Source organism: Tolypothrix bouteillei VB521301 (assembly GCF_000760695.4).
In the GTDB taxonomy this organism is placed as follows: domain Bacteria; phylum Cyanobacteriota; class Cyanobacteriia; order Cyanobacteriales; family Nostocaceae; genus Scytonema; species Scytonema bouteillei_A.
On the sequence record NZ_JHEG04000002.1, the window covers coordinates 151,046 to 177,868 of the forward strand.

The following is a 26,823-nucleotide window of genomic DNA, read 5'->3' on the forward strand; positions in this document are numbered from 1 at the left end:
AGTTGCAGACAAGTATTTCCGTAATTGTGAAATAAAAAGCCTGGTAATAGAAACCAGGCTACAAACTTTGAGTTCTAGCATAATAAGTACTTTTTCTTCCTCTAGTTTGTACAATTGCATTAAATTAAAACATATTTTTCTTCTTCCAAAAGTTGTGCTGACAAATATACTATCCGAACATTACTTTTACCTTTTACCATTATCATAGAGTAAGGATTATCGGAAAGATCGGAAATTAAACATACACACTTACAGATATCGCAAAAACTTTCCACTACTTCATTAATAGAAAATTTTGTTAAAGAATCATCTTTAATATAAATTGAAATCAATTGTTTAAAATCTCCATCAATATCTTGGACTTGGCATAATATCCGAATGCAATCTGAAATTGGATCGAAGGGCATTTCTTCTAATACAAAAACTTCAGACTGACTTAATCCATATATATGGGAGATAGCTGCACTTATTTCAGTAATCTCTAAGTAACGATTTACCAAGATGTCCTGACAATTCATTGTCCTAATCTCCAACGTTTTTTCCGGATGGAAATGTAGGTTTTCCATCACTTCTGTCCCAAAAAACATCGCCAACACCCTTGACAAATTTTATCTTGTTATCGAATGAAACAGCCCTGGGGGCTAGGGGGATCGAGTCTTATCTGAACCGTATTGACGCTTGTGTTTAATTTTACATCTCAGCTTTACACGAATTCTTTCAATGGGTAGACCAGCTTGATGATTTTCATGCTTCATAAGTTAGAGGGAAAGACAACTTAAGATTTCTAGGATGAAATCGCTAGTTGTTCCGATAAAGCAGCCAGTAACAACAGCAGAATTTTTTAGCTTGGCAACAGCTGCCACATTCCTACGGAGCACAATTTATGAAAGCAGTGGTTTTTCACGGTATTGGCGATATTCGTCTGGACGACGTACCCGAACCCAAAATTCAAGAACCAACCGACGCGATCATCCAGGTAACTGCTAGCGCAATTTGTGGTACCGATTTGCACATGATTCGGGGAACATTTCCGGGAATGAAACCAGGAACGATTCTGGGACACGAAGCTGTGGGTGTGGTGCAAGAAATTGGTTCCAATGTGCGAAATTTGAAGGTAGGAGACCGCGTTGTGGTTCCTTCCACCATTGCTTGTGGTTACTGCTCTTATTGTCGGTCTGGCTATCACTCCCAGTGTGACAATGCCAATCCCAACGGACCTCAAGCGGGAACAGCCTTCTTTGGCGGTCCCCAAGTCAGTGGTCCTTTCAACGGATTGCAAGCAGAGTATGCCCGCATTCCTTATGCCAACGTGGGGCTGGTGAAACTGCCCAAAGAAGTGGATGACGACCAGGCAATTTTAATATCAGATATTTTTCCGACCGCTTATTTTGGGGCAGAACTAGCAGAAATTGAACCGGGGGATACAGTTGCTATCTTTGGTTGCGGTCCGGTGGGTCAGTTTGCCATCGCCAGTGCTCAATTATTAGGTGCCGGACGGATTTTTGCCGTGGATACGATTCCCTCACGTTTGGAAATGGCGCGTTCCCAAGGAGCCGAGGTAATTGACTTCAACAAAGAAGACCCGATTGAGGTTATCCAAAGTTTAACAGGTGGAATTGGCGTAGACCGGGCGATCGATGCAGTCGGCGTGGATGCTGTAGCTCCTAACAGTGGTCCGGCGGCTTCAAAAGCACAGCAACAATCACAGCAATTCCAGCAAGAAGTTCAACAAATTGCCCCGCAAACCAACCCACAAAATGGTAACTGGCATCCAGGTAATGCACCCTCACAAGTGTTGGAATGGGCAGTACAGGCATTGGCAAAGGCAGGAACGCTTTCAATTATTGGTGTGTATCCGCTAACACACAAGTTTTTCCCCATCGGTATGGCGATGAATAGAAACCTGACTATCAAGATGGGCAACTGCAACCACCGCAAATACATTCCAACACTAGTGGATCTGGTGCGGGGTGGGGCGATAGATCCGGCTCAAATCTTAACCCAGGTGCAACCCCTAACCTCTGTAATTGATGCCTACAAAGCTTTCGATAGGCGGCAAGCAGGCTGGGTCAAAGTGGAGTTGGTACCAGGAGTGGAGTAGATAGTCTTCAAAGGATGGGCGTTATATTCACGGGACAACTTTGTGCGTTGATGGTGGATTGATGCAAAACATGGGTTAGGGTGCCTGAGGAGGTTACTTTGATGACCAACGTATTTGAACAAACTGGCAAATGAGGTAATTTATGACAACCACCGCAGCCGATGTCCTCATTAATGTACTTCATGACTGGGGCGTTGAAGTCATCTTTGGTTTACCGGGTGATGGCATCAATGGCATTATGGAAGCACTACGCAATCGTCAAGAGCAGATTCGTTTTATTCAGGTGCGTCATGAGGAAGCTGCAGCGTTCATGGCTTGTGCCTATGCTAAATATACAGGTAAACTGGGCGTTTGTCTTGCAACTTCTGGTCCCGGTGGCATCCATCTCCTGAATGGTTTGTATGACGCGAAGCTAGATGGTCAACCTGTTTTAGCAATCACGGGACATCACTATCACGACCTCATCAACACACACTCCCAACAAGATGTGGACTTGGATAAGGTTTTCATGGATGTTGCCGTATACAATGCCCGTGTTATGGGTCCGACACACGTTGAAAATGTCGCCAATTTAGCTTGCCGTGCTGCCCTCAATTATCGGAGTGTGGCTCACATCAATTTCCCGTTGGATTTCCAATCCCAAAGTGTTGAGAAAAAAGGTTCAATGCGTAACCTGCCCCATCACGTATCGAATGTAAAAGCCCGCAGTGTTTTATTACCTAGCAATGAAGATTTACAGCGAGCAGCAGATGTTTTAAACGCAGGTAAAAAGATAGCAATTCTGGCAGGACGTGGGGCATTGGAAGCTACAGATGAACTGGAGCAAATAGCCGAGAAGCTGGGAGCGCCAATTATCAAAGCTCTGCTTGGTAAGGCAGCGGTTCCTGATGACAGTCCCTACACAACAGGGACAATAGGTGTACTTGGTACAAAGCCATCTCAAGAAGCGTTGGAGACCTGCGATACTCTGTTGATTGTCGGTAGCACCTTCCCCTATATTGAGTACTACCCCAAACCCGGACAGGCGAGAGGCGTGCAGATTGACATCGATCCATTTCGGATTGGCTTACGCTATCCTGTAGAGGTCGGTTTGGTGGGGGATAGCTCTGTTGCTTTGCAAAAACTGTTGCCACTGCTGAAACGCAATGAAGACCGGGGCTTTCTAGAACAGGCGCAGTCTGGTATGAATGAGTGGCGGCAAACAATGCGGGAACGCGGCACCAAGCAGGATAAACCGATGAAGCCACAAGTGGTGGCGTATGAGTTGGGTCAACGGTTATCCGATACGGCCATTGTGTCTGCTGATTCAGGCACCAACACAACTTGGTGGGCACGTCAAATTCCAGTCAAGCGGGGACAGATGCATTCTGTATCGGGCACTCTCGCTTCGATGGGGTGTGGATTACCTTATGCGATCGCTGCTGCCATTGCTTATCCCAATCAGGAATCTATCGCCTTTGTTGGCGATGGTGGTTTCTCAATGCTCATGGCAGAGTTTGTTACTTGCGTTAAATATCAACTTCCCGTCAAGGTAGTGATTGTCAAGAATGGCACATTGGGGCAAATTAAGTGGGAGCAGATGATGCACCTGGGCAATCCCGAATTTGGTTGCGAACTTCAGCCGATTGACTTTGCTGCTTTTGCGAAAGCTTGTGGTGGAACTGGTTTTACCATAGATAACCCAGCCCACTGCGGTGCAATCCTTGACTCTGCACTTGCTACATCGGGTCCAGTTATTGTTGAAGCAGTCGTCGATCCACTAGAACCACAAGTTCCACCACTTGTCAAGTCAGAAGAAGTTGCCATGCTGTCTCAAGCACTGAAACGAGGTGAACCCAATCGTGAGGAACTTGCTGCTAATATCGTCAGTGTCTCAAACATAGAGCAGGTACGAGAATTGATTTAACATCTTTCCCGTGCTACCCAATACTACTTGTTTGAAAGGCGGCACCCAGATTTGAACTGGGGAATGGAGGTTTTGCAGACCGTAACAAGATTTTAAAACCCTTTATTTACAAGACATTCCATTTACAAATTGAATATCGTAACTAAATTTGTGACTAAATAAAAAAATGGGTGTAGGGGAGCCAGTTCTGCAGAGGAGCCCAGCCAAAAAGTTTTTTGAATTTAGGTGTACTAACATAATATTACACTGTGCGAATGCTGGATTTAGCTCTCAGTTCTTAAAGTTGGATTATTTGAGTTAAAACTCTTATTTTACCAAGAGAATGGGTCTAAAGCCTCGCCCTTCTAGGGCGACTTTATTTGTGTTATAATATTTTGCGTAGAAGTTTTCCACGGAAAATGATTGTTTTAGAATTCAAAGCCAAAGGGAAAACGACTCAATATACTGCCATTGATGAGGCGATTAGGACGGCTCAATTTGTTCGCAATAAGAGTATCCGTTTTTGGATGGATAATCGAGGCGTGGGACAAAAAGAAATGTATCGCCTTAGTAAGTCATTGAGAAGAGAATTCCTATTTGTAAAAGCTCTGAATTCTAGTGCTTGCCAAGCTTCTATTGAACGGGCTTATAGTTCTATTGCTCGTTTTTACGACAACTGCAAAAAGTCTGTTCCGGGTAAAAAGGGATATCCAAAGTTCAAGAAAAATTCTCGCTCAGTGGAGTATAAAACCTCTGGGTGGTCACTTTCCGAGACCAGGAAACAAATAACCTTCACCGACAAAAAAGGTATTGGTACGCTCAAGCTGAAAGGAACATGGGATTTAAACTTCTACCAATTAGAACAGGTAAAACGAGTTAGATTAGTTCGTCGTGCTGATGGGTATTATGTTCAATTTCTGATTAGTGTAGACAACAAATTAGAAACACAACCCACAGGGAAAACCATTGGTTTGGATGTAGGACTTAAAGAATTCTATACCGACAGCAATGGACATAGTGAACCTAACCCAAGGTTTTATCGCACAGGAGAGAAACGTCTAAAATTTAGACAAAAGCGCGTTTCTCGTAAAAAGAAAGGCTCTGCCAACCGTAAGAAAGCTATTAATAAATTAGGGCGAGTACACCTCAAAATAAGTAGGCAACGTGAAGAACACGCCAAGAGACTGGCGCGTTGCGTAATCCAATCTCACGACTTGGTATCCTATGAAGATTTGAGGATTAAAAATTTAGTGAAAAATCACTGTCTCGCTAAATCTATTAATGATGCTGGTTGGTATAAATTCAGAAAATGGTTGGAGTATTTTGGGGTGAAGTTTGGCAGGATAACTGTTGCGGTTAACCCCGCCTACACTTCTCAAGAATGCTTCAGTTGTGGCGCAATAGTCAAAAAATCTTTATCTACAAGAACCCATGTTTGCGAATGCGGCTTTGTAATAGATAGAGACTCGAATGCCGCTATCAATATTCTGAAATTAGCCTTGAGTACCGTAGGGCATACGGGAACTTGGATCTACTATCCGAACGCTTCAGGAGATTCGACCTCTACTCATACTGGAGAAATCCTGTATCAGCAAGTTGGGTCTGTGATTGAAGAATCTTCGCCCTTATAGGGCGGAGAGTGTCAAACAGGGTTTCAGCACAAAGATGAATGCTCAAGACGAAGATTAGGCGTTCCTATAGGGGCGACTTCCGCATCGCTAACCCAAAAACGATTTTTCTCTCATGGTTTTTGATTTAATTTTCATCCTATGGGTAGATTGACAAATTGGTGAAAGATTTAAGTTGTGACGAATGGTTACCGATCGCCTGAATTGTGTTACCTAGCAACCTTATCCGTAGCGCTTACCATAGTCAGGTGGAGATACCAGGGTGAATACAAGCATTGCTTAATAGCTTAATATATACTTAAATCTATGTGATAAAGCGAGCAACTTTTTAGAGGGGGGTAGGGTGTGGGGTTTTGCTCACCCACGACTTAACTCATGGGATTGGAATAACGATGCAGTGTTTCTCTCGCGGCGCGTCTCGAAACACAAATTTTTTTCTTGATGTGCTGCCACCCCTCAAGGATTCCTCCTCCAATGCTCCCTACACCCTACCACGCCAAGTGACTGCAGTTACTTTAAGCCTAGGAACCCCTCCATCGAACTGGCTCCCCAACGCCCAACACCCTAGTTTTGGTAGAAAAACAACAAGCTGAGGAAATTATGTTCTATGAATACAGCACAAAAAATTTATGAACTTGTGAAGGCGATGCCAGAAGAGCAGGCTAATGAGGTGCTTGATTTTGTAGAGTTTATCAGACACAAAGCCACTCTCAAGCTTGGGTCAGAGCAATTATCAAAGATTCCTAAAGGAACGTTAACAGGATTACGAGGAATTGCTAAACGGGCTGGTTCGACACCAACTGATACAGAAGTCCAGGAAGAGTATACAGATTATTTGATACAGAAATATCAGTAATGAAAGTTTTAATCGACACTAATATTGTCCTGGATCTGCTGCTAGAACGAGAGCCATTTATAGAGGATGCTATAGCGTTATTTGAAATGGTTGAAATGAGCCGAATTCAAGGATATATTGCCGCAACAACAGTGACAAATGTTTTTTATATTGTCAAAAAGGCTCAAGGTCGAGATACAGCACTCTCGTCAGTTTCGCTTATATTAACAGGTTTGGAGCTTTGTTGCGTTGATCGCATAACGATTGAACAGGCTTTAATCAGTAATTTGAAGGATTTTGAAGATGGCGTTCAGTTTGCCTGTGCAACTCTCAATCAACTAGATGCGATTGTGACTCGTGATATTTCAGATTTTTTTGGGGTGAGCTTACCCGTACTATCTATTAAACAAATCCTTTCACAAGTGTTTCATTGAAGCAATACTAGAAGGAAGTATCTCAAGAGCCTGCTCTGGGGGGGTTAACCAGTAGCGATTCTGGTGAGGTTTAAGTTCTGCTTGTTCTAATAATCTTCCAACATGGCGAACAGATATGCTTTTAATGATGCCTTGTTTGATGATTTCATCTGCCAGTTCTCTTGGTGTCCAATGACTTATTGGTCGTCCGTAGTCTTCTCTTGTGTCCTAGAGTGTCATTTTCTGGAAGTTGTTGGCAAGTCTTGTCAAGTGAAGACAATAGGGAGAAAGCCTCTAGAACTGGGTTCTAGAGGTTTTTCGAGTTATTTTTACTGAAAAGGCGGCACCCAGATTTGAACTGGGGAATGGAGGTTTTGCAGACCTCTGCCTTACCACTTGGCTATGCCGCCATAATTTACTTCTACTTTTGTAGCTTTACTTGTTTTGTCTAAATTTAAGTTTAGATATTAACTTATATTTAAAACTACTTTTCTAGTCTAGCATATGCTTTTCTTTTAGCCAACCCCAAAAATTCAAACTTGACAGCTTAACAGCCCCCTTATCATGGGGCAGAAACTACCCTGGTTTTTATTGCTACTTCTCTGTTACTGTTTGGTACGGGATGGAGTACTTAAACTAACCATTAAAAAGCAAATCAAAGCTTGTGATGTAAGGTTTATCCCTTTTTAACTCCTATTTTCTTTTCTAACTTAACCTCTTGTTTGCTTTCTTATTTACCCATTCTGTCACTTTTTTGTAGAAAGCATCCTCCAGGAATAGCGCTTCTTTGAGGTTAGTGACGGACCTTTCTTGACTAAATAGAAGTGCGGGTGGATGTGGTAATGGATGTGGGTAGGAACTATCGTGTTCTTCTTTTCCAAAATATGCGTCAAAGCAAAGGACTGCTTTTTCTTCGTGTAAAGTGAGAGTGGCGCAAGTGCTCAAGGTTTCACCAAGCCACTCCGTCATACCCCACTCCCTCTGCCATTGATATGTTATTCCCGGTTCCGTAGACTCTACGATCGCGAGCGTTGCTTCTCGACTTCTAGCGTACTCAATTAACAAAATGAGAGACTGTGCTGATATCATTTTTAACTGCGTCTTAAGTGCAATCAGCATAGTAGCATTAGCTAGCTAAGAGTCAACAGTCAACTATTAACAGCACGCAATTTTAAATTGAATAATACAGTGGGAAAGACTTTGCGTCCTTTGGTTTGACATAAACTTTTTGTTGTGGCTCTAACTTTAACTCGTCATAGCGTTCCCGTGTTAAATGGGCTGTCACTACCTGACCGTCATCTAAAGTCAACTCTGCTTGCACTTCCCAACCCAAATGTATCAACCGAGTCACCCTAGCAGGAGCTGTAGCACCATTGGGGCTGGTTTCCACAATGACATCTTGCGGACGCAAAAACACTTCTGGATGGGTAGCATCAAATCCATTACTCTGGAAAATCCCAGATGTACTCGGTAATACGTTTACAGGTCCGATAAAACTCATCACAAACGCTGTTGCTGGATGGTCGTATATTTCTGCTGGTGTCCCTATCTGTTCTACTCGCCCTTTATTCATAACCACGACTTCATCTGAGACTTCCATCGCTTCTTCTTGGTCGTGGGTTACAAAAACAGTAGTTACATGCACTTCATCATGCAAGCGGCGCAACCAAGCTCGCAAGTCCTTCCGAACTTTTGCATCAAGTGCGCCAAAGGGTTCATCTAAAAGTAAAACCTCTGGTTCTACTGCTAGCGCCCTCGCTAGTGCTACCCTTTGGCGTTGACCCCCGGATAGTTGTGAGGGATAACGGTTCCCCAGCCCACTCAGCTGCACTAAATCTAATAATTCTTCAACCCGTTCTTTGATTTTTGCTTTTGTTGCTTTACGAATTTCTAAACCAAAGGCAATGTTTTGCCTAACTGTCATGTGCTTAAATAAAGCGTAATGCTGGAATACAAACCCTATCTTCCGTTGTTGTACGCTTTGGTATGTAGCATCTTTACCCGTCAGCAAAATTTTACCGCTGTCTGGCAATTCCAAACCCGCAATTAAACGCAGCAGTGTGGACTTACCCGAACCTGATGGTCCAAGCAGTGCTACCAGAGAACCACTCTTAACTTCCAGACTGACTCGATCTACTGCTTTAAAATTGCCAAACTCTTTAGATACGTTCTCAACAACTATGCCCACTGTGACTGCACCTCGGAAACCAATCTACGGGTTTTTGATTAAGATTAGCGTATATCGGAGTATACCATAATTCAGCAGCAAGCAGTAACAAGCGAGCTGCAATCGCACCACTCAACTCCCACAGCTACCACAATCTAAGGAGCCGCAATCTGCAGCACCGCAATCTAAGGAGCCACAGTCTGCACCACTGCAATCCAAACCACTACAATCAATTGTTGCTAAATCGGCAAACCCTTCGATACAATCACAACCTCCATCACAATCGCTGCTCGTGCAGTCCGATTGGCCGGCTTTATCTTTAGTACAATTGTTTTTCCTACGCTTTTTACCTGGTGTTTCTTCTGTCGATTCCTCACCATCAATTTGCGCCCGCAAAATTCCATTGGCTTGGGAACAGGCTTGAAATCGGATTCGAGATTTGGCGATCGCATCGCGCAAACCTTCTTGAGTAATGACTCGTTTGACGTACTGCGAACAAGATTCTCCACCATACAGAATTCGATGAGCACAACTAAATCCTTTGTAAGGAGAAATATGTTTTTGATACTGAGTAATTGCTGCAACACTAATTTTTCTGCTGATTGAGCCGAACACTGAGACCTGCATAAATTGGGTAATAAACCATAGATGTTTCCTAATTCACTATTCCCAATCCCCAAACCCCAATTCCCAATTCACAATTTGGAGAAATATTAAGGAATGTTGCATTTGTTTCAGAGATTGAGAGGAAAGCGCAAAATCAATCAAAAGACCGTGATACCATGCTTTCGGTAAATGAAAAGATTGGGAGAAGACCTTTGACACTACGGGTTGCTGTTGTTGGGTCAGGTCCAGCAGGTTCATCAGCTGCAGAAACATTAGCGAAAGCTGGAATTGAAACCTACCTATTTGAACGCAAGCTGGATAATGCCAAGCCTTGTGGCGGTGCAATTCCCCTATGTATGGTGAGTGAATTCGACCTGCCCCAAAATATTATTGACCGTCGCGTGCGGAAAATGAAGATGATATCGCCTTCCAATCGTGAGGTGGATATCAATCTGGAAAAAGAAGAAGAATATATTGGAATGTGTCGTCGCGAAGTGCTAGATGGTTATCTACGCGATCGCGCCGCCAAACTGGGCGCAAATTTAATTAATGCCACCGTTCATAAACTCGATATTCCAGCAAACAGTACCGATCCCTATACCATCCATTACGTAGAACACACAGAAGGTAGTGTTCAAGGAATTGCCAAAACCCTAAAAGTCGATGTGATTGTTGGGGCTGATGGTGCTAACTCCCGCATTGCCAAAGAAATGGATGCAGGAGACTACAATTACGCGATCGCTTTCCAAGAGCGCATTCGCCTTCCTCAAGATCGCATGATCTACTACGAGGATCTCGCCGAGATGTACGTTGGTGATGATGTGTCTCCTGACTTTTATGCTTGGGTGTTCCCCAAATACGACCACGTGGCTGTAGGTACTGGTACAATGCACGTGAATAAAGCGAGTATCAAGCAACTACAAGCTGGAATTCGCGCTCGTGCTGCCAGAAAACTCGCAGGTGGCAAAATTATTAAGGTGGAAGCACACCCCATTCCCGAACATCCCCGCCCCCGTCGGGTTGTAGGAAGAATTGCTTTAGTAGGTGATGCTGCAGGCTATGTGACTAAATCTTCTGGAGAAGGCATTTACTTTGCAGCTAAGTCGGGACGGATGTGCGCTGAAACAATTGTCGAAATGTCCAACGCCGGTAGTCGCATTCCTACAGAAGCTGACCTAAAAGTCTATATAAAACGTTGGGATAGGAAGTACGGGCTAACTTACAAGGTCTTAGATCTCCTACAGACCGTATTTTACCGTTCTGATGCCACACGTGAAGCTTTTGTGGAAATGTGTGACGATATCGATGTCCAAAGGCTAACCTTTGACAGCTATCTGTACAAGACAGTTGTACCAGCTAATCCTTTCACTCAGCTAAAAATTACTGCTAAGACCATTGGTAGTTTACTTCGCGGTAATGCTCTAGCTCCTTAACAAAGCAATGGGGAACAAGCAAGAGGCAATAGGGAACAATTTTGCCAGTTCTCTATTGTCTCTTGGTTTATTAAGGTTATGTAAAGTATATTTTATTTCTCACAGAATATATCATTTTATTTTTTTTAATAGCAAAAAAATATACTCGTTACACCTAGTGAGCTAATAATAGATACAACAGAATAAAAACCTCTTAAAAAGCTGATACAACAAGTAATATTTACCCGTTAGAGAAAATAATTTTGCTAAGACTTGGCAAAGTTAATATAAAGATTTTGTGAAAAATATATAAATTTCTTGTCACTTTTTCCGTAAATTTACTAAGGTGGACGGGATGCTTACTTGAAACCAGCTCCTAGGTAGGAGTAAGGCTTAACCATGAAACTCAGTTCAGTACTTACTACTGCTGTGTCTACTTTGACTGTGGGTGTTGTCACAGTCCTTGGTTTCTCCAGTCAGGCTCTAGGTCTAACTTTTTTCGGTGACTCAAGAGCAACTTGGGGAGAACCCATTATTTATCCAGGGAGCGTAAATACCAATCCACGCTACACAGGTGTGGGAACCAATACTTTTACATGGGGGGATGGTCAACCAAAGGACCCAATCTACGGCACACCTGCAAATGAACTGACCCTGAAGGGCAATTCATTTCAAGCACAGGAAAACTCTGTGTTTAAGATAGGTGATTTAACCTACTTTAATGGCACAGTTCCGCAAGGCACTAATGTGGACTCTGTATCATTAAGTCTCAACCTATCTTTCTCCGAACCATTCCAATTCTCTGAGGTCTTCCAATACGAGTTGGAGTTAGAAAACACAACTAATGAGGGCGATCGAGAGAAAGACGCGGATTCTGTCGTTGTTAAAAACACTTTTAGCGATCGCAGTTTCAGTTTTGGAGGGAATGACTACCTTTTGGAACTCATTGGCTTTAGCCAAGATGGTGGTAACACCACCGTGAAAAAGTTTCGCGTCTATGAAGATGACGAAATTACAGCAGGTATTTACGCCCGTATTACTCGGATTACACCACCGAAGACAGTCCCCGAACCTGCGAGCCTTGCTGGTTTATCAGTACTAAGCATCTACCTTTTATCCCGCAAGAATAAAATCTTAAGGAATAAAAACAAATAACTTCAGGGGATAGTTAGTAGTTTTGTAATAAAAGTTACCAATCTACTAAGATTTTTTAGTAGAGACGCGCTATAGCACGTCTCTACACAGACGAAATATCAAGTTTTACTGGAATACTTGGTGCTCTCATACAGAAACCGCGCCCTCGCTTGTTACGTTCAAAACGCAATAGGTGAAGACGCTGGTTGCTTGGTTACTGGTTAGGTAATCGCTGAAGATCAATCAACACCGGATGCCGTGGAAGCACTTTCTGTTGATTGGGGGGCGCTTGGTAGTTCCAAGCAGTAACCTGCGCCATACACGGTTTTGATATAACGGGGATGACGGGGATCTGGTTCTAACTTAGTTCTCAGGTGACGGATATGTACGCGAATGGTTTCAATATCATCATCCGGGTCATAACCCCAAACTTCTCTAAGAATTTCGCTGGGGGAAACTGTCTGACCGTGGCGTTGAAGGAGACAGTGCAGTAGCTCAAACTCTAGGTGAGTTAATTTGACCGTTTGACCAAACCAAATCGCCTCAAAACGCTCTGGAACTAAGGTTAGAGGTCCGTAATTCAAAATTTCACTGTGCTTGGCGGCTTGAGGAATCCGGTCAGTACGCCGCAATAACGCTCGCACCCGTGCCAGCATTTCTTCGACTTCAAAGGGCTTGGTCAGGTAATCATCTGCGCCAGCATTAAAACCTTCCACCTTATCCTGTGTTTGGCTCAAAGCCGTCAGCATCAGCACGGGAATTTCAGCAGTGCGCTCATCCCGACGCAGGCGCTGGCAAACAGTAAATCCATCTACCCTTGGCAACATGAGATCCAGCATGATCAAGTCTGGTTGTAGCTGGAGAGCTAGTGCTTGACCTTTGATGCCGTCCTCGGCTTGGCTAACGTCGTAACCAGCCATCTCTAGGTTGACGGCTACGAGTTCTGAAATTGCAGGGTCGTCGTCTATGACAAGAATCCTCGGCATTATTAAAAAATTATTACTACTTATTAAGGATAAATAAGAACCTTTGGTAGATACAAAGATTGCTTTCCTGATTATAAAAAATAATTTAAATCTAACATAAAGATTAAAATTAAAGGATTGTAAAACCAAAACTAAACTATACTATATTGGCTATATCATGTGTTATCCCTCTTACAGTCCCTCATGGTTTTTGCAAAACGGTTTGGTGATGACTGTCTATACCGCTTTGCGGGGTCAGCGTTATTGGGAAGGCACGATCCAAGACCCGGAGCCGCTTTATCAAGAAGTCATTTTTACTGGGGCCCAAGAAGTACCAATTTTCGGTAAAATAGCCATTCCCAAAAATCCTCGTGGCACGATTGTTGGTACTTATGGCATTACAGGCGATTTGGACAATCAATGGTATCTCAAGATTTTAGGGCGTAAAGCATATGCTCAAGGGTATGCTGTGGTGTTGTTTGATTGGCGTGCTCATGGCAAAACAGCAGAATTGTCTCCAACGCTAACGAGTGATGGATTGTACGAAGGAGAAGATTTTACCCGCATTGCTGCCACCGCCAAACAGATGGGATGTCCCGGACAATTTTGGTTTACCGGGTACTCTTTAGGCGGGCAGTTGGCTCTGTGGGCTGTGAAAGCCTCTGTGGAACTTACCAAAGAAAATCGGAATTTGGGGCTGCAAGAGAGCGATATTGGTGGTGCAGCCGTCATTTGTCCGAGTTTGGACTCAAGGCGATCGCTCGCTTATCTGGTCAAACATCCTTTGGGGAGATATCTCGAGCAAGCGATCGCACGGGGATTAGAAAAACTTGCCTGGAAGATTCATGAAGCTCATCCTGGAACTCTTGACCCTGAGGCGATTAAGCGGGCTAACAGCATATGGGGCTTTGATGAGGAGCTAGTCATTCAGCGACTGGGCTTTCCCACAGTGGAAGCTTATTACGATGCTAGCAGTGCTCTGCCAATCCTACCACATCTTACCAAACCCACGCTAATCATTTACGCTGAAGACGATCCCTTCTTTGAACCTGCGATAATACCCGAATTACAAGCAATTTGCAAGAGTAACAAGGCATTGGAGTTGCTACTAACCCGTTATGGCGGTCATGTAGGTTACATCAGTAGCAAAGATTGCCAGAGTCAGGCAGGCGATCCAGATCCTTGGTGGGCATGGAATCGAACTTTACAGTGGTTAAATAAGAAAAACTGTCCTCAGCTAGCAGAAAATTTTTCTTGACGCTCAATAGTCTAAACTGAATGGCTCCACATGAATTAACCCCGCCCATGCTGAGAAGGTGACGAGCGCCTGTATAGTCGAGGCAGTGCGTTGCGGTGAATCCTGCCCTGGAGGCGGGTTTCCCGCGCCCTGGGGACTGGTGAACCCGAAGGGGGGTTCCCCCCGTTGTAGCACCTGCCGTGCGATTTCAATCGCAAACGTGTTTTTGCCAAATTGGGATGCTTCCATAACGTAGGGGATATGCTTGACAATTGCGTTTGCTAAACGTATTCTCACCGTACCCCATCAAATTTAGTATCGCTGGTGATATTCCAATCTTGAATATATGCTCCACTGAGAGTAGCACCTGTAAAATTGGTTCCGTCTAACTGCGCTTGTACCAGTTTTGCCTCAGATAAGTCAGTATCTTGCAAGTTAGCTAAGCTTAAGTCTGTGCCAATAAAACTAGCATCTGCTAAATTAGCTCCTTGTAAGTTAATCTCTCGCAAGTTTTGGCGGTCAAATTTTTCATCCTGTCTCTTCTGGAGACATCCCCGCGAGTTATCCCGCATTCAAAACTACTTCAACAACCGAAACGTTAGACTTATGCGTCCAAGTGCTTCTGGTTGTTTAAGAATTCCGTGTTTCCAGTATCGCTGCGTTTCTTGAGGCATAAAAATTAAAGAACCACTTTTGAGTAAGTAGTTATGTTCATTGCTTTTGTCTTGTTTATTTTGAAATGTAATTATTCTTTCAGCCCCTAAAGAAATAATTGAAATACCAGTAGCCTCAATAAGTTCATCAAGTGAGTCAGAATGAAATCCCATTACTGAGTCACCGTTTGGGTAATAATTTGCCAAACAGTTATTAGGACGAAAACCAAAACGTTTTTCAAGCCTATCAATAACAGGAACTAATTCATCTAGCATTTGGCATGATTCATAACTGATGTTAGAGTAATTATATGGTGAGCCAAAACTAGCTGTTTTTCTTACATATATACGTTCATCCCATCTAATCTTAGATACAAGAGTATCAAATAACAAATGACTGTTAGGCAAAAATAATTCGCTAATGAGTAATTCGGGTTTATTCATTATTTACTGACAGAATAAAAAATTTATTAAAGTTGATATTTTTTACTATAAAACTGGTTATTAACTTGTAGTAACTTGCAAAGCAAAACTTTGTTTACATAGCATCAAGCTTCCAATATAATGCTTTTATAATGCTTTAACCTGAAAATTGGCATAGACATAATTTTATTCTAATCTTTTAAATCATTAACATTATGTAATATTTGACGCATTGTTGTGTTCATATCGAATCGGAGAGCGAGTCCGAGCATTAAGATTATTACGTTCGGTAACCTTGCTGAATATTGTTAATGTGGGCTTGAGGTTTACAGTCTAACCTCCTTTTCGTATCATCAATAATACTTCCAGCGGTGTTTGGGAAGCGAAAAAGCCTAAAAGCCCTGAAGAAAGGTAAACAAGCAGGTACGATTTGTACGGGCAATACCCACCCTACTACCGCATCCACCTGAAACTGTTTGGTTGAGGCTGCAGAGGGGCAGGGGGGAAAGAATCACAGACTCATTAACCGATTAATTTCTACCCAATAAATTAACCTAGTGGTTCACCACATTGAATTTGAGGGTTGATTGAAAAACCGCAGAGGCGCAGAGGGCGCAGAGGAAGAGAAAAAGAGGATGAGCTTGAACATCGTTTTACCCATTAAAACTTATGTGGTGAACTACTAGTGGTCTATCGCATTAATTTTGATAAGCTGCCACCTAGTTCCCAGGCTGAGCCTGGGAATGCTGTCTTTGGAGGCTCCGCCTCCCGAAAGCGAGGCTCTGCCTCGCTGTATGCATTCCCAGGTAGAACCGCCGGATCGAGATAAAAACGTTTCACTCCTCAAAACTTTTGCGATAGACCACTAGATGCGCTACTACCTACAGTTCAAACATCAAATAGGAGTGCTATATATAACAGAACATTAAATTCAGTAGACAATATTATACTCTATAGAATTTAATGGGTATTGCAATAATTTAAACTAGTTTTAAGTTATTGCAGGAAAGGTTAAGCTTTCAGCAAAAGTAAAGATGTTATGTCTTTGCGAACAAAAATCTCGTTCAAGACTATAGCATTAACATCCTAGAAGAAATACCTAGGAGTCTCATTTAAATTTTGCAAAGACAAGCTAGTGACAATGTTGCCAACTAAGCTTTTGTTTTTACTAAATCCGGCAAAATTTAGGTGGAGTCCGATAAGTTTTTCAAGAACTAAGAGAAAAATACCATAGAAATTATGACAAAACGTTCTGCCAGACAAGTAGGGGATAGGAAAGATCCTTGAAACACTTAAGATTGAAGTAGCCTAAAATCTTCGGGGGGGTATAAACTGAGATGTTCGTCGGGGTCGTAAACTCTTCATGCTTTCGGAAGAAGGTATTGGAAGGGGAGGAAGGCTTTCAGCCGTTGCCCAGTCATATAATTTACTTTGAGATATTATGAGATTCAGGCACGGACTCTTTCGCTTAAGAACACTTAAATTCTGCGGAATTCCTCGATAAAGTCTATTTTCAATTCACTTTGTTGTGGCGTGGCGGCGTCGTCATTCTTTATGGTAATCCTTATTAGGGGAGCGACTACCTTAAAAAGTCGTAAGTGCGGAGAATCAATCTGTCAGTCATTTCTATGGTGACATAGAGACGATCGGTGAGTTTAGCTGAAGTCTTTATTGAAGATTTCAGGGAGGTTTTAGTAACTCAGAGAGCCACTTTCAAAGAGAGATGTTTTGTCGGATGTTAGTTATTTTTACTAGTTTTCGTACAATTTGGAGAAAAGAAAGCAGGCAATTGAGTCAAGATAAGTCCTCTGGATCTTCAAGTTTTTAAGCGATTTGGTAAGAATCTCTAGGGAGCATCTTGGTGGCAAAGTCTCCTCGGTTTAGACTGTTAAGCCTTGCAGTCCTGTAGTAGTAATACGACGGAGTATCTTATATCCGGATATAAAGCAATACCTTTCCTTTTCATTGATGATTAATTATTAAGAATAAAATTAAGTATGGTTCAAAGTACATTTACCAAACAAAAACGGGAACTGGCTAAAGCTATCTTATGGATTGAAAAAATTAGAGCGCAAGAAGTACGGGTTCGCAATTACAACGCTCAAGACGAACTTCAGAATGAAATAAGAGAGACTTATGTAGACTATTCTCCTGAAGAGATTAGTCTTCATGTTTTAGAAATTGTTAGGGATGTCGTCAGCCAGCACGGTTCCCGTCAAAAGGCAAATTCTAGTAATACAGGAAATTTTGAATGGTATGGAATTTCTATAGAACTTACCGTACCGCAATTACGCGCCCTGCAAAGCGCTCATGCGGTTCTTAAGGAATTAGTCCGCAAACTTCCCCGACGGAATCCCAAACTTATTTACAATACCACCATCGATGGTCGTCCTGCCCTTGCTCATCCAAAACAAAAACATGAAGAAGTAGAAACTCGATACGTTCCTTATGAAGAAGATTCAAGTACTAGAGTGCGAACTTACGAAGAACGCTATAAAGTTATTACCCACTATACTCAAAAAGTAGAAGTTGATTACGGTGTTGAGATTAAACTTCTCAATGAATTAGGTGAAATGATAGATGATTTGGGAACCGCTATTCAAGTAGCTATTGATGAAGCAAATACTAAAGGGAGAGAAAACGATCCGGTCGTTGATGATGTTATTAACAGAATCAGCCAAATAATTATGGCTAAGTTACCATCAACTGAAGAGAGCTGATGGCTAATGGCTAATGGCTAATGGCTAATGGCTAATGGCTAATGGCTAATGGCTAATGGCTAATGGCTAATAGCTAATGGCTAATGGCTAATGGCTATTCGCAAAAGATTATTTGGAATGGCTTATGTCTGAGTTGATTCAATTATCGCTAGCAGGTAAGGGTCGTTTGGTTATTCTAACCCCTCAAACTGTTCGTACCGCTTTTTTTCAATTGACTGAAGTTAACTCAAAATATACAGGTCGTCACAAATTTCCGCTCAACCGTCCTCTTCAGCGATCGCTTAAATTATGGAAATTTAAAAATAAAAAGGAGGGAACTGTCTTGAGAAAAGCTTCTCTTCCATCTTGGGCGGAAAACATTGGGTGGCGGAAAACTGAAGCGACTTTACTTGATGCTTTATATCGAGCCGATCTAGATCGAGATCGGCTCTCACATTTACATAAGAAAGATATTGAGTATATTGAAAGGGAAATCAATAAACAAATAATTTGGAATAATCTTGCTTTAGTCCGGGAGGAAGGGCGATTATTAGAAGGTTATGGACTTTGTGAAAAGGTTGGACAAAATCGAGAAAAAGTTAAATATATTCGACGCTATGGGATGATTTTTATCCTAGAGCCAATGATGCGTCAAGCTGTTCTGGAAACACAGAATTTAGATTTATTTATTCAGGATGATAATTTTGACTTTCATCTCACTCGCTATCGTGGAGTACTTTTATCTTCTTCACGCTCGCGCATTCAGTTGTTGTTCCAACATCGCTTAGATTTTTCCATAACTTGGACTTGTACCCTCGATCGCTTTCAGCCCCGTCAAATTTTCCGAATCAAAAGAATTTATCCCTGTGATGGCTTTCGTATTTTAACAGTGACCGATGACTAGTGATGCCAATTCTCTATAACAATGAGCTTAATCTAATTTGATGAACTTTTGTGGAGTATTGCAGACATTCGCTCCTCAGCAAAGGTCACTTGTTGCAAGTTGTTAGTAACGATGTCTTACTGGTTAACAAAGAGCAGTTGGAACCTTCATGCAGTCATTCCCAGCTAGAAGCTGGGAACGATCGCAAAAATTGGATATTTTTGCAATCGTTTGAGGAATCCCTAATAGAGTGACTTCACCCAATGCCATTCCTGAGCCAAGCCTTCAGCTAGAGAAACTTGAGGCTGATAACCCAGTATTCTCCGCGCTTTAGAGACATCTGCAGCCGTGTGACGGGCGTCTCCCATAGCTTTTTCTACGTGGTTTCTCTTAATAGGTTTTCCAACAATTTTTTCCATCGTATCTAAAACTTCGGTTAGTACAACTCGACTACCACCGCCAATGTTAAAGATTTCTCCCACGGCTTCAGGTACAGTCGCTGCAGCTAAATTGGCTGCTATGGCATCACTCACAAAGGTAAAGTCTCGTGTTTGATAACCATCTCCATAGATAGGAATAGCCTCATCCGATAACACAGATTTAAAAAACTTGTGAAACGCCATATCCGGACGCTGTCTCGGACCGTAAACTGTGAAATAACGCAACGCTACGTAAGGGACACCAAAATTTTTGTGATACAGTCTGCATAATTGCTCGGCTGCAAGTTTGGTAATACCGTAAGGCGAAACTGGTTTGGGGCACATTTCTTCATGAGTTGGAAGAGTCTCAGCATCGCCGTAGATGCTCGAAGTTGAAGCAAATACTAGCCTTTTCAACTGTTTTGCATCTTTTGCCGCTTCCAACAGAATTTGTGTAGCACTGATATTTCGTTCTGTATAGAGACGAAATCCTTGACCCCAACTTGCCCGAACTCCCGCTTGTGCTGCCTGATGGTAAACTACGTCAACGTCTTTTAAGAGTGTTAACCAGTCTAAGGCGCGAATATCTCCTTCAATTAATTCAAATTTAGGATGATTGTGCAAGTGTGCGATATTCTTACGTTTTAATGCAGGATCGTAGTAATCATTAAATTCGTCTATTCCAATGACTTCTTCACCTTGCTTCAACAGAGCTTCTACAAGGTTGGAACCTATAAATCCTGCAACTCCAGTAACTATACTTTTAACCATGTTTTGTACTTTTTCAATACCTGAATCTATTTCAACTTCCACGTTAATCTCTCTGGTAGTTGAACCGCCATCAATTCACAATTATTTTTTACTATTCCACAAATAAAATCATGAAGTTCTCAAGAGATTACATTCATTTTCACTTTTAACTGTCTTCAGAAGAATTCAGGATATTTAATATCTTAATATCAACAGTGAATTTACTTATTTTTTGAGTAAATTTAAATGGAAAACAACATAGCTCGGTAAAATAACTGAAATTCAATTTGAGTTAAACAGTGACTGAAGTAGGTCGGTAAGAAAAGCTATAAGTATGTAAAAAAATGTAAACCTTGTTCTGTTTGGAGTTGGGGGGTCTAGCCTGGATCTCGCCTAAAGGCGAACGAGCTTAGCGCAATTATTAACCAAAAAGATTGTTTGCCTCAACTTAACTTATATCCTTTAAGAAAAGAAGGGGCTTGCACAAGCATCAAAATTGGTGAAAAATTGTACGGCAAGTTGTCATTACAGTAACCAGTGACCAGTGACCCTCTGGGTTCGCCAGTTGCCTGCAAAGAGAAATCCTCCTATGGCACGAAAGTGCCATGCACAAGGGAACGCACTGGTCTCACCAGTGACCAGTATTGAGAGATAACTGGTAATTCATGATTCACTGACAATCGGTAACTGATAACTGATAACTGGTAACCGATCCCAAGCTTAAGAGGACATCAGTGAAAGTTTTAGTTGTAGGTAATGGAGGGCGGGAACACGCTCTTGCCTGGAAATTGTTACAATCAAAGCAAATCGAGCAGGTTGTGTGCGTGCCGGGAAATGGCGGTACGGCAAGTATGGAACGCTGCCAAAACTTGTCTTTGTCTGTAGATGATTTTGAGGGAATCAGTCAAGTTGCCCAAAGAGAGGGTATTTCTTTAATTGTCGTTGGACCTGAAGTTCCGTTAGCAAAGGGAATCACAGATAACCTTCAAGCCAAAGGTTTTCTGGTTTTTGGTCCAAGCAAGGCAGGAGCGCAAATTGAAGCAAGCAAGGCTTGGGCAAAAGCACTGATGCAAGAAGCCAGTATTCCCACAGCGCGAGCTGCGGTATTTACAGAGGGAGAAGCAGCCAAATCTTACGTCAAGGCTCAGGGAGTACCAATTGTTGTCAAAGCCGATGGATTGGCAGCTGGTAAAGGTGTCATTGTTGCCGAAACATTGGAACAAGCACATAAAGCAATTGATGCCATATTCGGAGGACAGTTTGGCAGTGCGGGAAAATTTGTCGTCATTGAAGAGTATTTAACCGGGCAAGAAGTTTCTGTGTTGGCATTGACTGATGGGGTTTCAATTCGCCCGTTGCTACCGGCTCAAGACCACAAGCGCATTGGAGAGGGGGATACCGGAGAAAATACTGGTGGGATGGGTGTTTACGCACCAGCCCCCATTGTGACACCTGAGTTGATGGCAAGCGTTCAGACAGAAGTTTTAGAGAAAGCGATCGCAATTTTACGAGCCAAGGGCATTGATTACCGGGGGGTATTATATGCTGGGTTGATGATTGGCGAGCAAGGAGAATTTAAGGTGTTGGAATTTAACTGTCGTTTTGGCGATCCAGAAACACAAGTGATACTACCACTCTTAGAAACACCTCTAGAAGAATTAATTCTTGCCTGCGTACAACAGCGCTTGAGTGAAATGCCACCCATTACTTGGAAACAAGGAGCATGTGCTACAGTAGTTGCGGCTTCTGGCGGTTATCCAGGAACCTATGAAAAAGGAAAAGCCATCACTGGCATCGATCGCGCAGAAGCATCAGGAACAATTGTATTTCACGCTGGCACTCAGCTCAACCACGGACAGTTAGTAACAGATGGCGGTAGAGTGTTAAATGTTACTGGAATCGGGGAAGATTTTGATGCAGCGCTCGATCGAGCCTACGCTGGGATACAGCAGATTCACTTTGAGGGAATGTATTATCGACGAGATATTGGGTATCGGGTAAGGAAATAGGGGGTAGGGAGACAAGGGAGACAAGGGAGACAAGGAAGACAAGGAAGACAAGAGAGTATTTTCTACCCCCTCTCCCCCCTCTCCCGCATCTCCCCCCCTCCCCCTCTACCTTGTCCTCAATCCCTTCCTTATTTGTCAAAGAAACTGTTAATTTTGAGTTGTTAGGTTTATTTTCATTTGTAAATAAGTATGAAAACAGGAATGATGCCCTCCCAAACCGATTGAACTCACAGAAGCTGGCCTTGCATATAATAATTTGCATATTCTCAGGCTTTGAGAAAATCAGTCAAAATCCTTTCCCACTATCCTCTCTCCCCTCAGTCAACATGAGAAAATTAAATGCCTCACAGCTTAATTAGGCAGATCCGATGACAAAAATTTTACCGTCAAGCAAGCACAACACACTTCCCTGACCCCTGACTCCTAATTTCTAACCCCTAACCTGACCTCTTTTTAATACGCTGAATTTAAGATGCTGGCTATTTTAAAAACAATCAAAGAAGCAATTGTCAATTGGTGGTCGGAGTTCACCCTCCAGACAAAGCTTTTAGCGGCTGCTACATTAGTCGTGTCTTTGGTAATGAGTGGTTTGACCTTCTGGGCGATCAATACGATTCAGCTAGATGCACGTCTAAACGACACGCGCTTTGGTCGGGATCTAGGGCTGTTATTGGCTGCCAACGTTGCCCCACTGATTGCCGATCGCAATCTTACAGAAGTGTCACAGTTCTCTCAACGCTTTTACAGCAGCACTTCTAGTGTACGTTACATGCTCTACGCCGATGAAGAGGGGAAAATTTATTTTGGCATTCCCTTTTGGGAACCAGAAGTGGAAACTTCCCTTGCTATCAAACGGCGAATACAGCTACCCGATGATTATGCTGCTGACGCTGATAAACCAATGGTGCGGCAACACAGATCTCCTGACGGGGAAGTTACCGATGTGTTTGTTCCTTTGACGGTAGATGGCAAATACTTAGGCGTGTTGGCGATTGGCATTAACCCCAACCCGGCTGCAGTTATCTCTACAAACTTCACTCGCGATGTCACCATTGCCGTATTTATCTCGATTTGGGTGATGGTGATTTTAGGAGGAGTGATTAATGCTTTAACCATTACCAAGCCCATCAAAGAATTACTCGTAGGGGTCAAACAAATTGCCGCAGGAAATTTTAAGCAGCAAATAGACTTACCACTAGGAGGTGAACTCGGAGAGTTAATTCTCAATTTTAATGAGATGGCAAAACGCTTGGAGCATTACGAGGAACAAAACATTGAAGAACTGACAGCAGAGAAAGCCAAACTCGAAACATTGGTTTCTACAATTGCCGATGGTGCTGTGCTGATTGATAACAATATGCAAGTCATTTTAGTTAACCCAACAGCAAGGCGAATTTTTAACTGGGAAGGTATTGAAGTTGTCGGAGAAAATGTTTTGCGTTACTTACCGCCCTCGGTAGAAATGGAAGTAAAGCGTCCTTTATATGAAATGGCACTTGGTGAATGCGAGAGTGCAGAATTTCGCCTTCTACTGAACCAAACCACGCCAAGAACAATCCGCATTCTTTTAACAACAGTTGTTAACCAGCAACGAGAAAGTATTAAAGGTATTGCAATTACAGTACAAGATATCACTCGTGAAGTAGAATTGAACGAAGCAAAAAGCCAATTTATTAGCAACGTCTCCCACGAATTAAGAACTCCACTATTTAATATAAAATCTTTTATTGAAACATTACACGAATACGGCGAAGACTTAAGCGCGGTAGAACGTCGGGAGTTTTTAGAAACTGTCAATCATGAAACAGACAGGTTGACTCGCTTAGTCAATGATGTTTTGGATTTATCAAAACTTGAATCAGGTCGCAGGTATCATTTAGATGGTGTCGATTTATCACAAGCAATTGAACAAACGCTGCGGACTTATCAATTGAATGCCAAAGATAAAGGCATTGAACTGATTCAGGAAGTTTCTCCGAAGCTGCCATTAGTTGTGGGTAACTACGATCTGTTGCTGCAAGTGCTAGCAAATCTTCTGGGTAACGCACTCAAATTTACGCAAGCAGGTGGAAAAGTCGCAATGCGTGCCTACCAACTCGAACCAAGAACAAATTCAAGCGATCGCCAGACATCTCAAGTTAGAGTAGAAATTTCCGATACTGGCATTGGCATTGCCCCAGAAGATCAAGAAGCTATTTTTGACCGCTTCTTCCGAGTCGAAAATCGAGTGCATACCCTAGAAGGAACTGGTTTGGGTTTATCAATTGTCAGAAACATAATGGAAAAGCATCACAGCAAAGTTTATTTGGTGAGTGAAGTTGGAGTTGGCACTACTTTTTGGTTTGACTTAGCAGTATATGAAGAAGAAGCATCTCAAGTTGGGAAGTTGTCAACCGTAGCTTGAACTTTTACTGCATAATAGAATGCAATCAAAAAATTTATACCGCTGGATATTCTTAAATCAGAACCCAAATAGTTATGAGTTAACAATTGCTAAAGCAAAGAATGTCAACGATGAACTGACGAAAAAACAGTAAAGTGTGCAGTGTGAAGTAAGAAGTGAAAGGTTTTCATAATTTCACCCTCGCTCTTTCATTCTTCACGAGACATTCATGACAGAACTTCTGATTCAAACGACCTGGCTCATACCGTTCTACGGCTTGCTAGGAGCAATCCTCACCCTGCCATGGTCAACAGGCATTATCCGGCGCACTGGTCCCCGCCTTGCTGCCTACTTCAATCTCATCACGACCTTCAGTGCTTACATTCACGGTTTATTCGTTTTTAGCGCCTTTTGGAACAAACCACCCCAAGAGTTATTCATCCACTGGTTTAAAGTCGCGGATTTAGATCTATCATTTGCCCTAGAAATCTCATCCGTTAGCGTTGGGGCGATAGAACTAGTGACAGGTTTAAGCCTTTTAGCACAGTTATTTGCCCTAGGGTACTTGGAAAAGGACTATGGGCTGGCTCGTTTCTTTGCCCTGATGGGATTTTTTGAAGGAGCAATGAGTGGTTTAGCGCTTTCCAATTCCTTGCTACTATCCTATGGTTGGTTAGAACTGCTCACTCTATCAACATACCTACTCGTAGGGTTTTGGTACGCCCAACCCTTAGTTATGACAGCCGCCCGTGACGCGTTTTTAACCAAACGAGTGGGAGACATTTTGCTATTGATGGGAGTTGTGGCGCTTTCAACTCACGCAGGTAGCACAAACTTTCCCAATTTATATCAATGGGCGCAAACAACACATTTACCATCACAAACACTCGCACTGTTATGTTTGGCACTTATTGCAGGACCGACGGGAAAATGTGCTCAATTCCCCCTCCATTTGTGGTTGGATGAAGCGATGGAAGCCCCCAATCCGGCATCAGTTTTGCGGAACTCCCTGGTAGTTTCCTGTGGTGCCTATGTGTTAGTCAAACTTCAACCAATTTTAGCAATTTCACCGATTGCCCTCACAACTTTAGTTGCAATTGGTACAATTACCGCTGTTGGTTCCTCTCTTGTTGCTATTTCTCAAATCGATATCAAACGCGCTCTTTCTCATTCCACAAGCGCTTATATGGGGCTAGTTTTTATTGCAGTGGGAACGGGAGCAACAAACTTTGCCCTGATGATAATATTAACTCACGCGATCGCCAAGGCTTTGTTATTTATGAGTATTGGTTGTGCGATCGCAACAACTAACACTCAAGACCTTACAGAAATGGGAGGGCTTGGAAAAACCATGCCCATCACAGCTGGTGCTTTCATAATAGGTACAACTGGACTCATTGGATTATTTCCACTGAGTGATTTTGAGGCTTTCTCACAAGGAATTGAGCCATGGCAGTTCAATGCTCCTTGGTTAGTAAGTATCTTGCTTCTTGTAAATGCTTTAACGGCATTTAACCTCACTCGCGTGTTTCGTTTAGTTTTCTTAGGTTCATCTCAAGCCAAAACCCGTCGTGCGCCCGAAGTAGGATGGCAAATGGCATTACCAATGGTTATTTTGGCAGTAACTACCCTATCCGTTCCCTTCATGCTGCAAAGTCTCGCTCTGATACCATCATGGAAAGCTATGAACATCTCAGCAAGTTTGCTGCCACTTCTATCTAGCGTTTTGGGTTGTGGGATTGGAACACTCATTGAACTGCGACGAGTCTGGTTAAGACCGATACAAAAAACCATGAAATTCTTACATGAGATGCTAGCTTATGATTTTTATATCAGCGAGTTTTACCGTATCAGTGTTGTTTTTGTGGTAACACAGTTATCCAAATTTACAGCTTGGTTCGATCGCTTCATTCTAGATGGCTCGGTAAACTTATTGGGATTAGTTACAGTTTTGAGCGGTCAAAGTTTGAAATACAGTATCTCTGGAAAATCTCAAATTTACGTTCTCACAATTTTATTGGGGCTTAGCTTTTTCACTATTTTTATGACATTTTTAAGGGCTAATGGCTAATGGCTAATGGCTAATGGCTAATGGCTGATAGCTAATGGCTAATGGCTGATGGCTAATGGCTGATAGCTGATGGCTAATAATGGCTGATGGCTGATAGCTGATGGCTTTTGAACAATTAGCAATTAGCAATTAGCAATTAGCTAATGACTA

At 42.5% G+C, this 26,823-nt stretch carries 23 protein-coding genes and 1 tRNA gene; 13 read left to right on the forward strand and 11 right to left on the reverse strand.

Annotation, left to right across the window (positions count from 1 at the left end):
- Positions 1-119: 119 nt before the first annotated feature.
- On the reverse strand, positions 120-587 hold the full coding sequence (locus HC643_RS39450; protein WP_038080771.1) for a hypothetical protein: 468 nt from the start codon (positions 585-587) through the stop codon (positions 120-122).
- Positions 588-883: 296 nt separating this feature from the next.
- Here HC643_RS39450 and HC643_RS39455 point away from each other — a divergent pair, with 296 nt between their 5' ends.
- The 5 genes from HC643_RS39455 (at position 884) to HC643_RS39475 (ending at position 6,883) form a co-directional block, all read left to right on the forward strand.
- Positions 884-2,101: a zinc-dependent alcohol dehydrogenase gene (locus HC643_RS39455; protein ID WP_038080769.1), complete on the forward strand. Its 1,218-nt coding sequence runs from the start codon at positions 884-886 to the stop codon at positions 2,099-2,101.
- A gap of 142 nt (positions 2,102-2,243) precedes the next feature.
- Complete coding sequence (locus HC643_RS39460; protein WP_038080767.1) at positions 2,244-4,007, forward strand: thiamine pyrophosphate-dependent enzyme; 1,764 nt, start codon at positions 2,244-2,246, stop codon at positions 4,005-4,007.
- Between the two features lie 398 nt (positions 4,008-4,405).
- Entirely contained in the window at positions 4,406-5,617 is a 1,212-nt protein-coding gene (locus HC643_RS39465) for an RNA-guided endonuclease InsQ/TnpB family protein (protein WP_167844594.1), read from the forward strand.
- Positions 5,618-6,221: 604 nt separating this feature from the next.
- Complete coding sequence (locus HC643_RS39470; RefSeq protein WP_050046200.1) at positions 6,222-6,470, forward strand: DUF2281 domain-containing protein; 249 nt, start codon at positions 6,222-6,224, stop codon at positions 6,468-6,470.
- Positions 6,470-6,883 carry a PIN domain-containing protein gene (locus HC643_RS39475; RefSeq protein ID WP_038076274.1) on the forward strand — a complete coding sequence of 138 codons (414 nt, stop codon included), beginning with the start codon at positions 6,470-6,472 and terminating at the stop codon, positions 6,881-6,883. The genes HC643_RS39470 and HC643_RS39475 overlap by 1 nt, the downstream gene beginning before the upstream one ends.
- A 317-nt stretch (positions 6,884-7,200) precedes the next feature.
- On the opposite strand, the gene HC643_RS39480 is transcribed toward HC643_RS39475, so the two are convergent.
- The 4 genes from HC643_RS39480 to yidD all read right to left on the reverse strand — a co-directional run bounded on the left by HC643_RS39480 (position 7,201) and on the right by yidD (position 9,656).
- A tRNA-Cys gene (locus tag HC643_RS39480) sits at positions 7,201-7,272 on the reverse strand.
- A gap of 295 nt (positions 7,273-7,567) precedes the next feature.
- Entirely contained in the window at positions 7,568-7,981 is a 414-nt protein-coding gene (locus HC643_RS39485; protein ID WP_038076273.1) for a hypothetical protein, read from the reverse strand.
- 52 nt (positions 7,982-8,033) lie between these two features.
- Positions 8,034-9,050: a sulfate/molybdate ABC transporter ATP-binding protein gene (locus HC643_RS39490; protein WP_038076272.1), complete on the reverse strand. Its 1,017-nt coding sequence runs from the start codon at positions 9,048-9,050 to the stop codon at positions 8,034-8,036.
- 111 nt (positions 9,051-9,161) lie between these two features.
- On the reverse strand, positions 9,162-9,656 hold the full coding sequence (yidD, locus tag HC643_RS39495; protein WP_038076271.1) for a membrane protein insertion efficiency factor YidD: 495 nt from the start codon (positions 9,654-9,656) through the stop codon (positions 9,162-9,164).
- Positions 9,657-9,811: 155 nt separating this feature from the next.
- Here yidD and chlP point away from each other — a divergent pair, with 155 nt between their 5' ends.
- On the forward strand, positions 9,812-11,068 hold the full coding sequence (gene chlP / locus HC643_RS39500) for a geranylgeranyl reductase (RefSeq protein ID WP_082051782.1): 1,257 nt from the start codon (positions 9,812-9,814) through the stop codon (positions 11,066-11,068).
- A 378-nt stretch (positions 11,069-11,446) separates the two neighbouring features.
- Complete coding sequence (locus tag HC643_RS39505) at positions 11,447-12,202, forward strand: choice-of-anchor K domain-containing protein (RefSeq protein ID WP_038076270.1); 756 nt, start codon at positions 11,447-11,449, stop codon at positions 12,200-12,202.
- A gap of 218 nt (positions 12,203-12,420) precedes the next feature.
- Here the strand turns inward: HC643_RS39505 and HC643_RS39510 are convergent, their stop codons facing one another.
- Positions 12,421-13,167 carry a response regulator transcription factor gene (locus tag HC643_RS39510; protein ID WP_038076269.1) on the reverse strand — a complete coding sequence of 249 codons (747 nt, stop codon included), beginning with the start codon at positions 13,165-13,167 and terminating at the stop codon, positions 12,421-12,423.
- A gap of 157 nt (positions 13,168-13,324) precedes the next feature.
- On the opposite strand from HC643_RS39510, the gene HC643_RS39515 reads away from it, so the two are divergent.
- The gene (locus tag HC643_RS39515) at positions 13,325-14,404 is read left to right on the forward strand and encodes a YheT family hydrolase (protein WP_038076268.1); all 1,080 of its coding nucleotides are present in this window, start codon (positions 13,325-13,327) and stop codon (positions 14,402-14,404) included.
- A gap of 3 nt (positions 14,405-14,407) precedes the next feature.
- Here HC643_RS39515 and HC643_RS39520 read toward each other — a convergent pair whose 3' ends face one another.
- The 3 genes from HC643_RS39520 to HC643_RS39530 are packed head-to-tail and all read right to left on the reverse strand — an operon-like array spanning position 14,408 to position 15,480.
- Positions 14,408-14,680 (reverse strand): hypothetical protein, encoded by a 273-nt coding sequence (locus tag HC643_RS39520; RefSeq protein WP_137986442.1) that lies wholly within the window; start codon positions 14,678-14,680, stop codon positions 14,408-14,410.
- Positions 14,677-14,955: a pentapeptide repeat-containing protein gene (locus tag HC643_RS39525; protein ID WP_038076266.1), complete on the reverse strand. Its 279-nt coding sequence runs from the start codon at positions 14,953-14,955 to the stop codon at positions 14,677-14,679. The genes HC643_RS39520 and HC643_RS39525 overlap by 4 nt, the downstream gene beginning before the upstream one ends.
- Positions 14,956-14,961: 6 nt before the next feature.
- Positions 14,962-15,480, reverse strand: a complete 519-nt coding sequence (locus HC643_RS39530; RefSeq protein WP_038076265.1) for an alpha-ketoglutarate-dependent dioxygenase AlkB — start codon at positions 15,478-15,480, stop codon at positions 14,962-14,964.
- A gap of 1,976 nt (positions 15,481-17,456) precedes the next feature.
- On the opposite strand from HC643_RS39530, the gene HC643_RS39535 reads away from it, so the two are divergent.
- A complete protein-coding gene (locus tag HC643_RS39535; protein WP_038076264.1) occupies positions 17,457-18,179 on the forward strand; it encodes a hypothetical protein in 723 nt (240 codons plus the stop codon).
- 124 nt (positions 18,180-18,303) lie between these two features.
- A complete protein-coding gene (locus HC643_RS39540; RefSeq protein ID WP_038076263.1) occupies positions 18,304-19,062 on the forward strand; it encodes a hypothetical protein in 759 nt (252 codons plus the stop codon).
- Between the two features lie 221 nt (positions 19,063-19,283).
- Here HC643_RS39540 and HC643_RS39545 read toward each other — a convergent pair whose 3' ends face one another.
- Entirely contained in the window at positions 19,284-20,231 is a 948-nt protein-coding gene (locus tag HC643_RS39545) for an NAD-dependent epimerase/dehydratase family protein (protein WP_038076276.1), read from the reverse strand.
- 713 nt (positions 20,232-20,944) lie between these two features.
- On the opposite strand from HC643_RS39545, the gene purD reads away from it, so the two are divergent.
- From purD to HC643_RS39560, 3 genes are all read left to right on the forward strand, one after another.
- Positions 20,945-22,219 carry a phosphoribosylamine--glycine ligase gene (gene purD / locus HC643_RS39550; RefSeq protein WP_038076261.1) on the forward strand — a complete coding sequence of 425 codons (1,275 nt, stop codon included), beginning with the start codon at positions 20,945-20,947 and terminating at the stop codon, positions 22,217-22,219.
- 472 nt (positions 22,220-22,691) lie between these two features.
- Complete coding sequence (gene nblS / locus HC643_RS39555; protein ID WP_038083039.1) at positions 22,692-24,623, forward strand: two-component system sensor histidine kinase NblS; 1,932 nt, start codon at positions 22,692-22,694, stop codon at positions 24,621-24,623.
- Positions 24,624-24,831: 208 nt separating this feature from the next.
- Complete coding sequence (locus HC643_RS39560; RefSeq protein ID WP_038083038.1) at positions 24,832-26,673, forward strand: NAD(P)H-quinone oxidoreductase subunit F; 1,842 nt, start codon at positions 24,832-24,834, stop codon at positions 26,671-26,673.
- 3 nt (positions 26,674-26,676) lie between these two features.
- On the opposite strand, the gene HC643_RS42325 is transcribed toward HC643_RS39560, so the two are convergent.
- Positions 26,677-26,802 (reverse strand): hypothetical protein, encoded by a 126-nt coding sequence (locus HC643_RS42325; protein WP_272900284.1) that lies wholly within the window; start codon positions 26,800-26,802, stop codon positions 26,677-26,679.
- Positions 26,803-26,823: the final 21 nt, after the last annotated feature.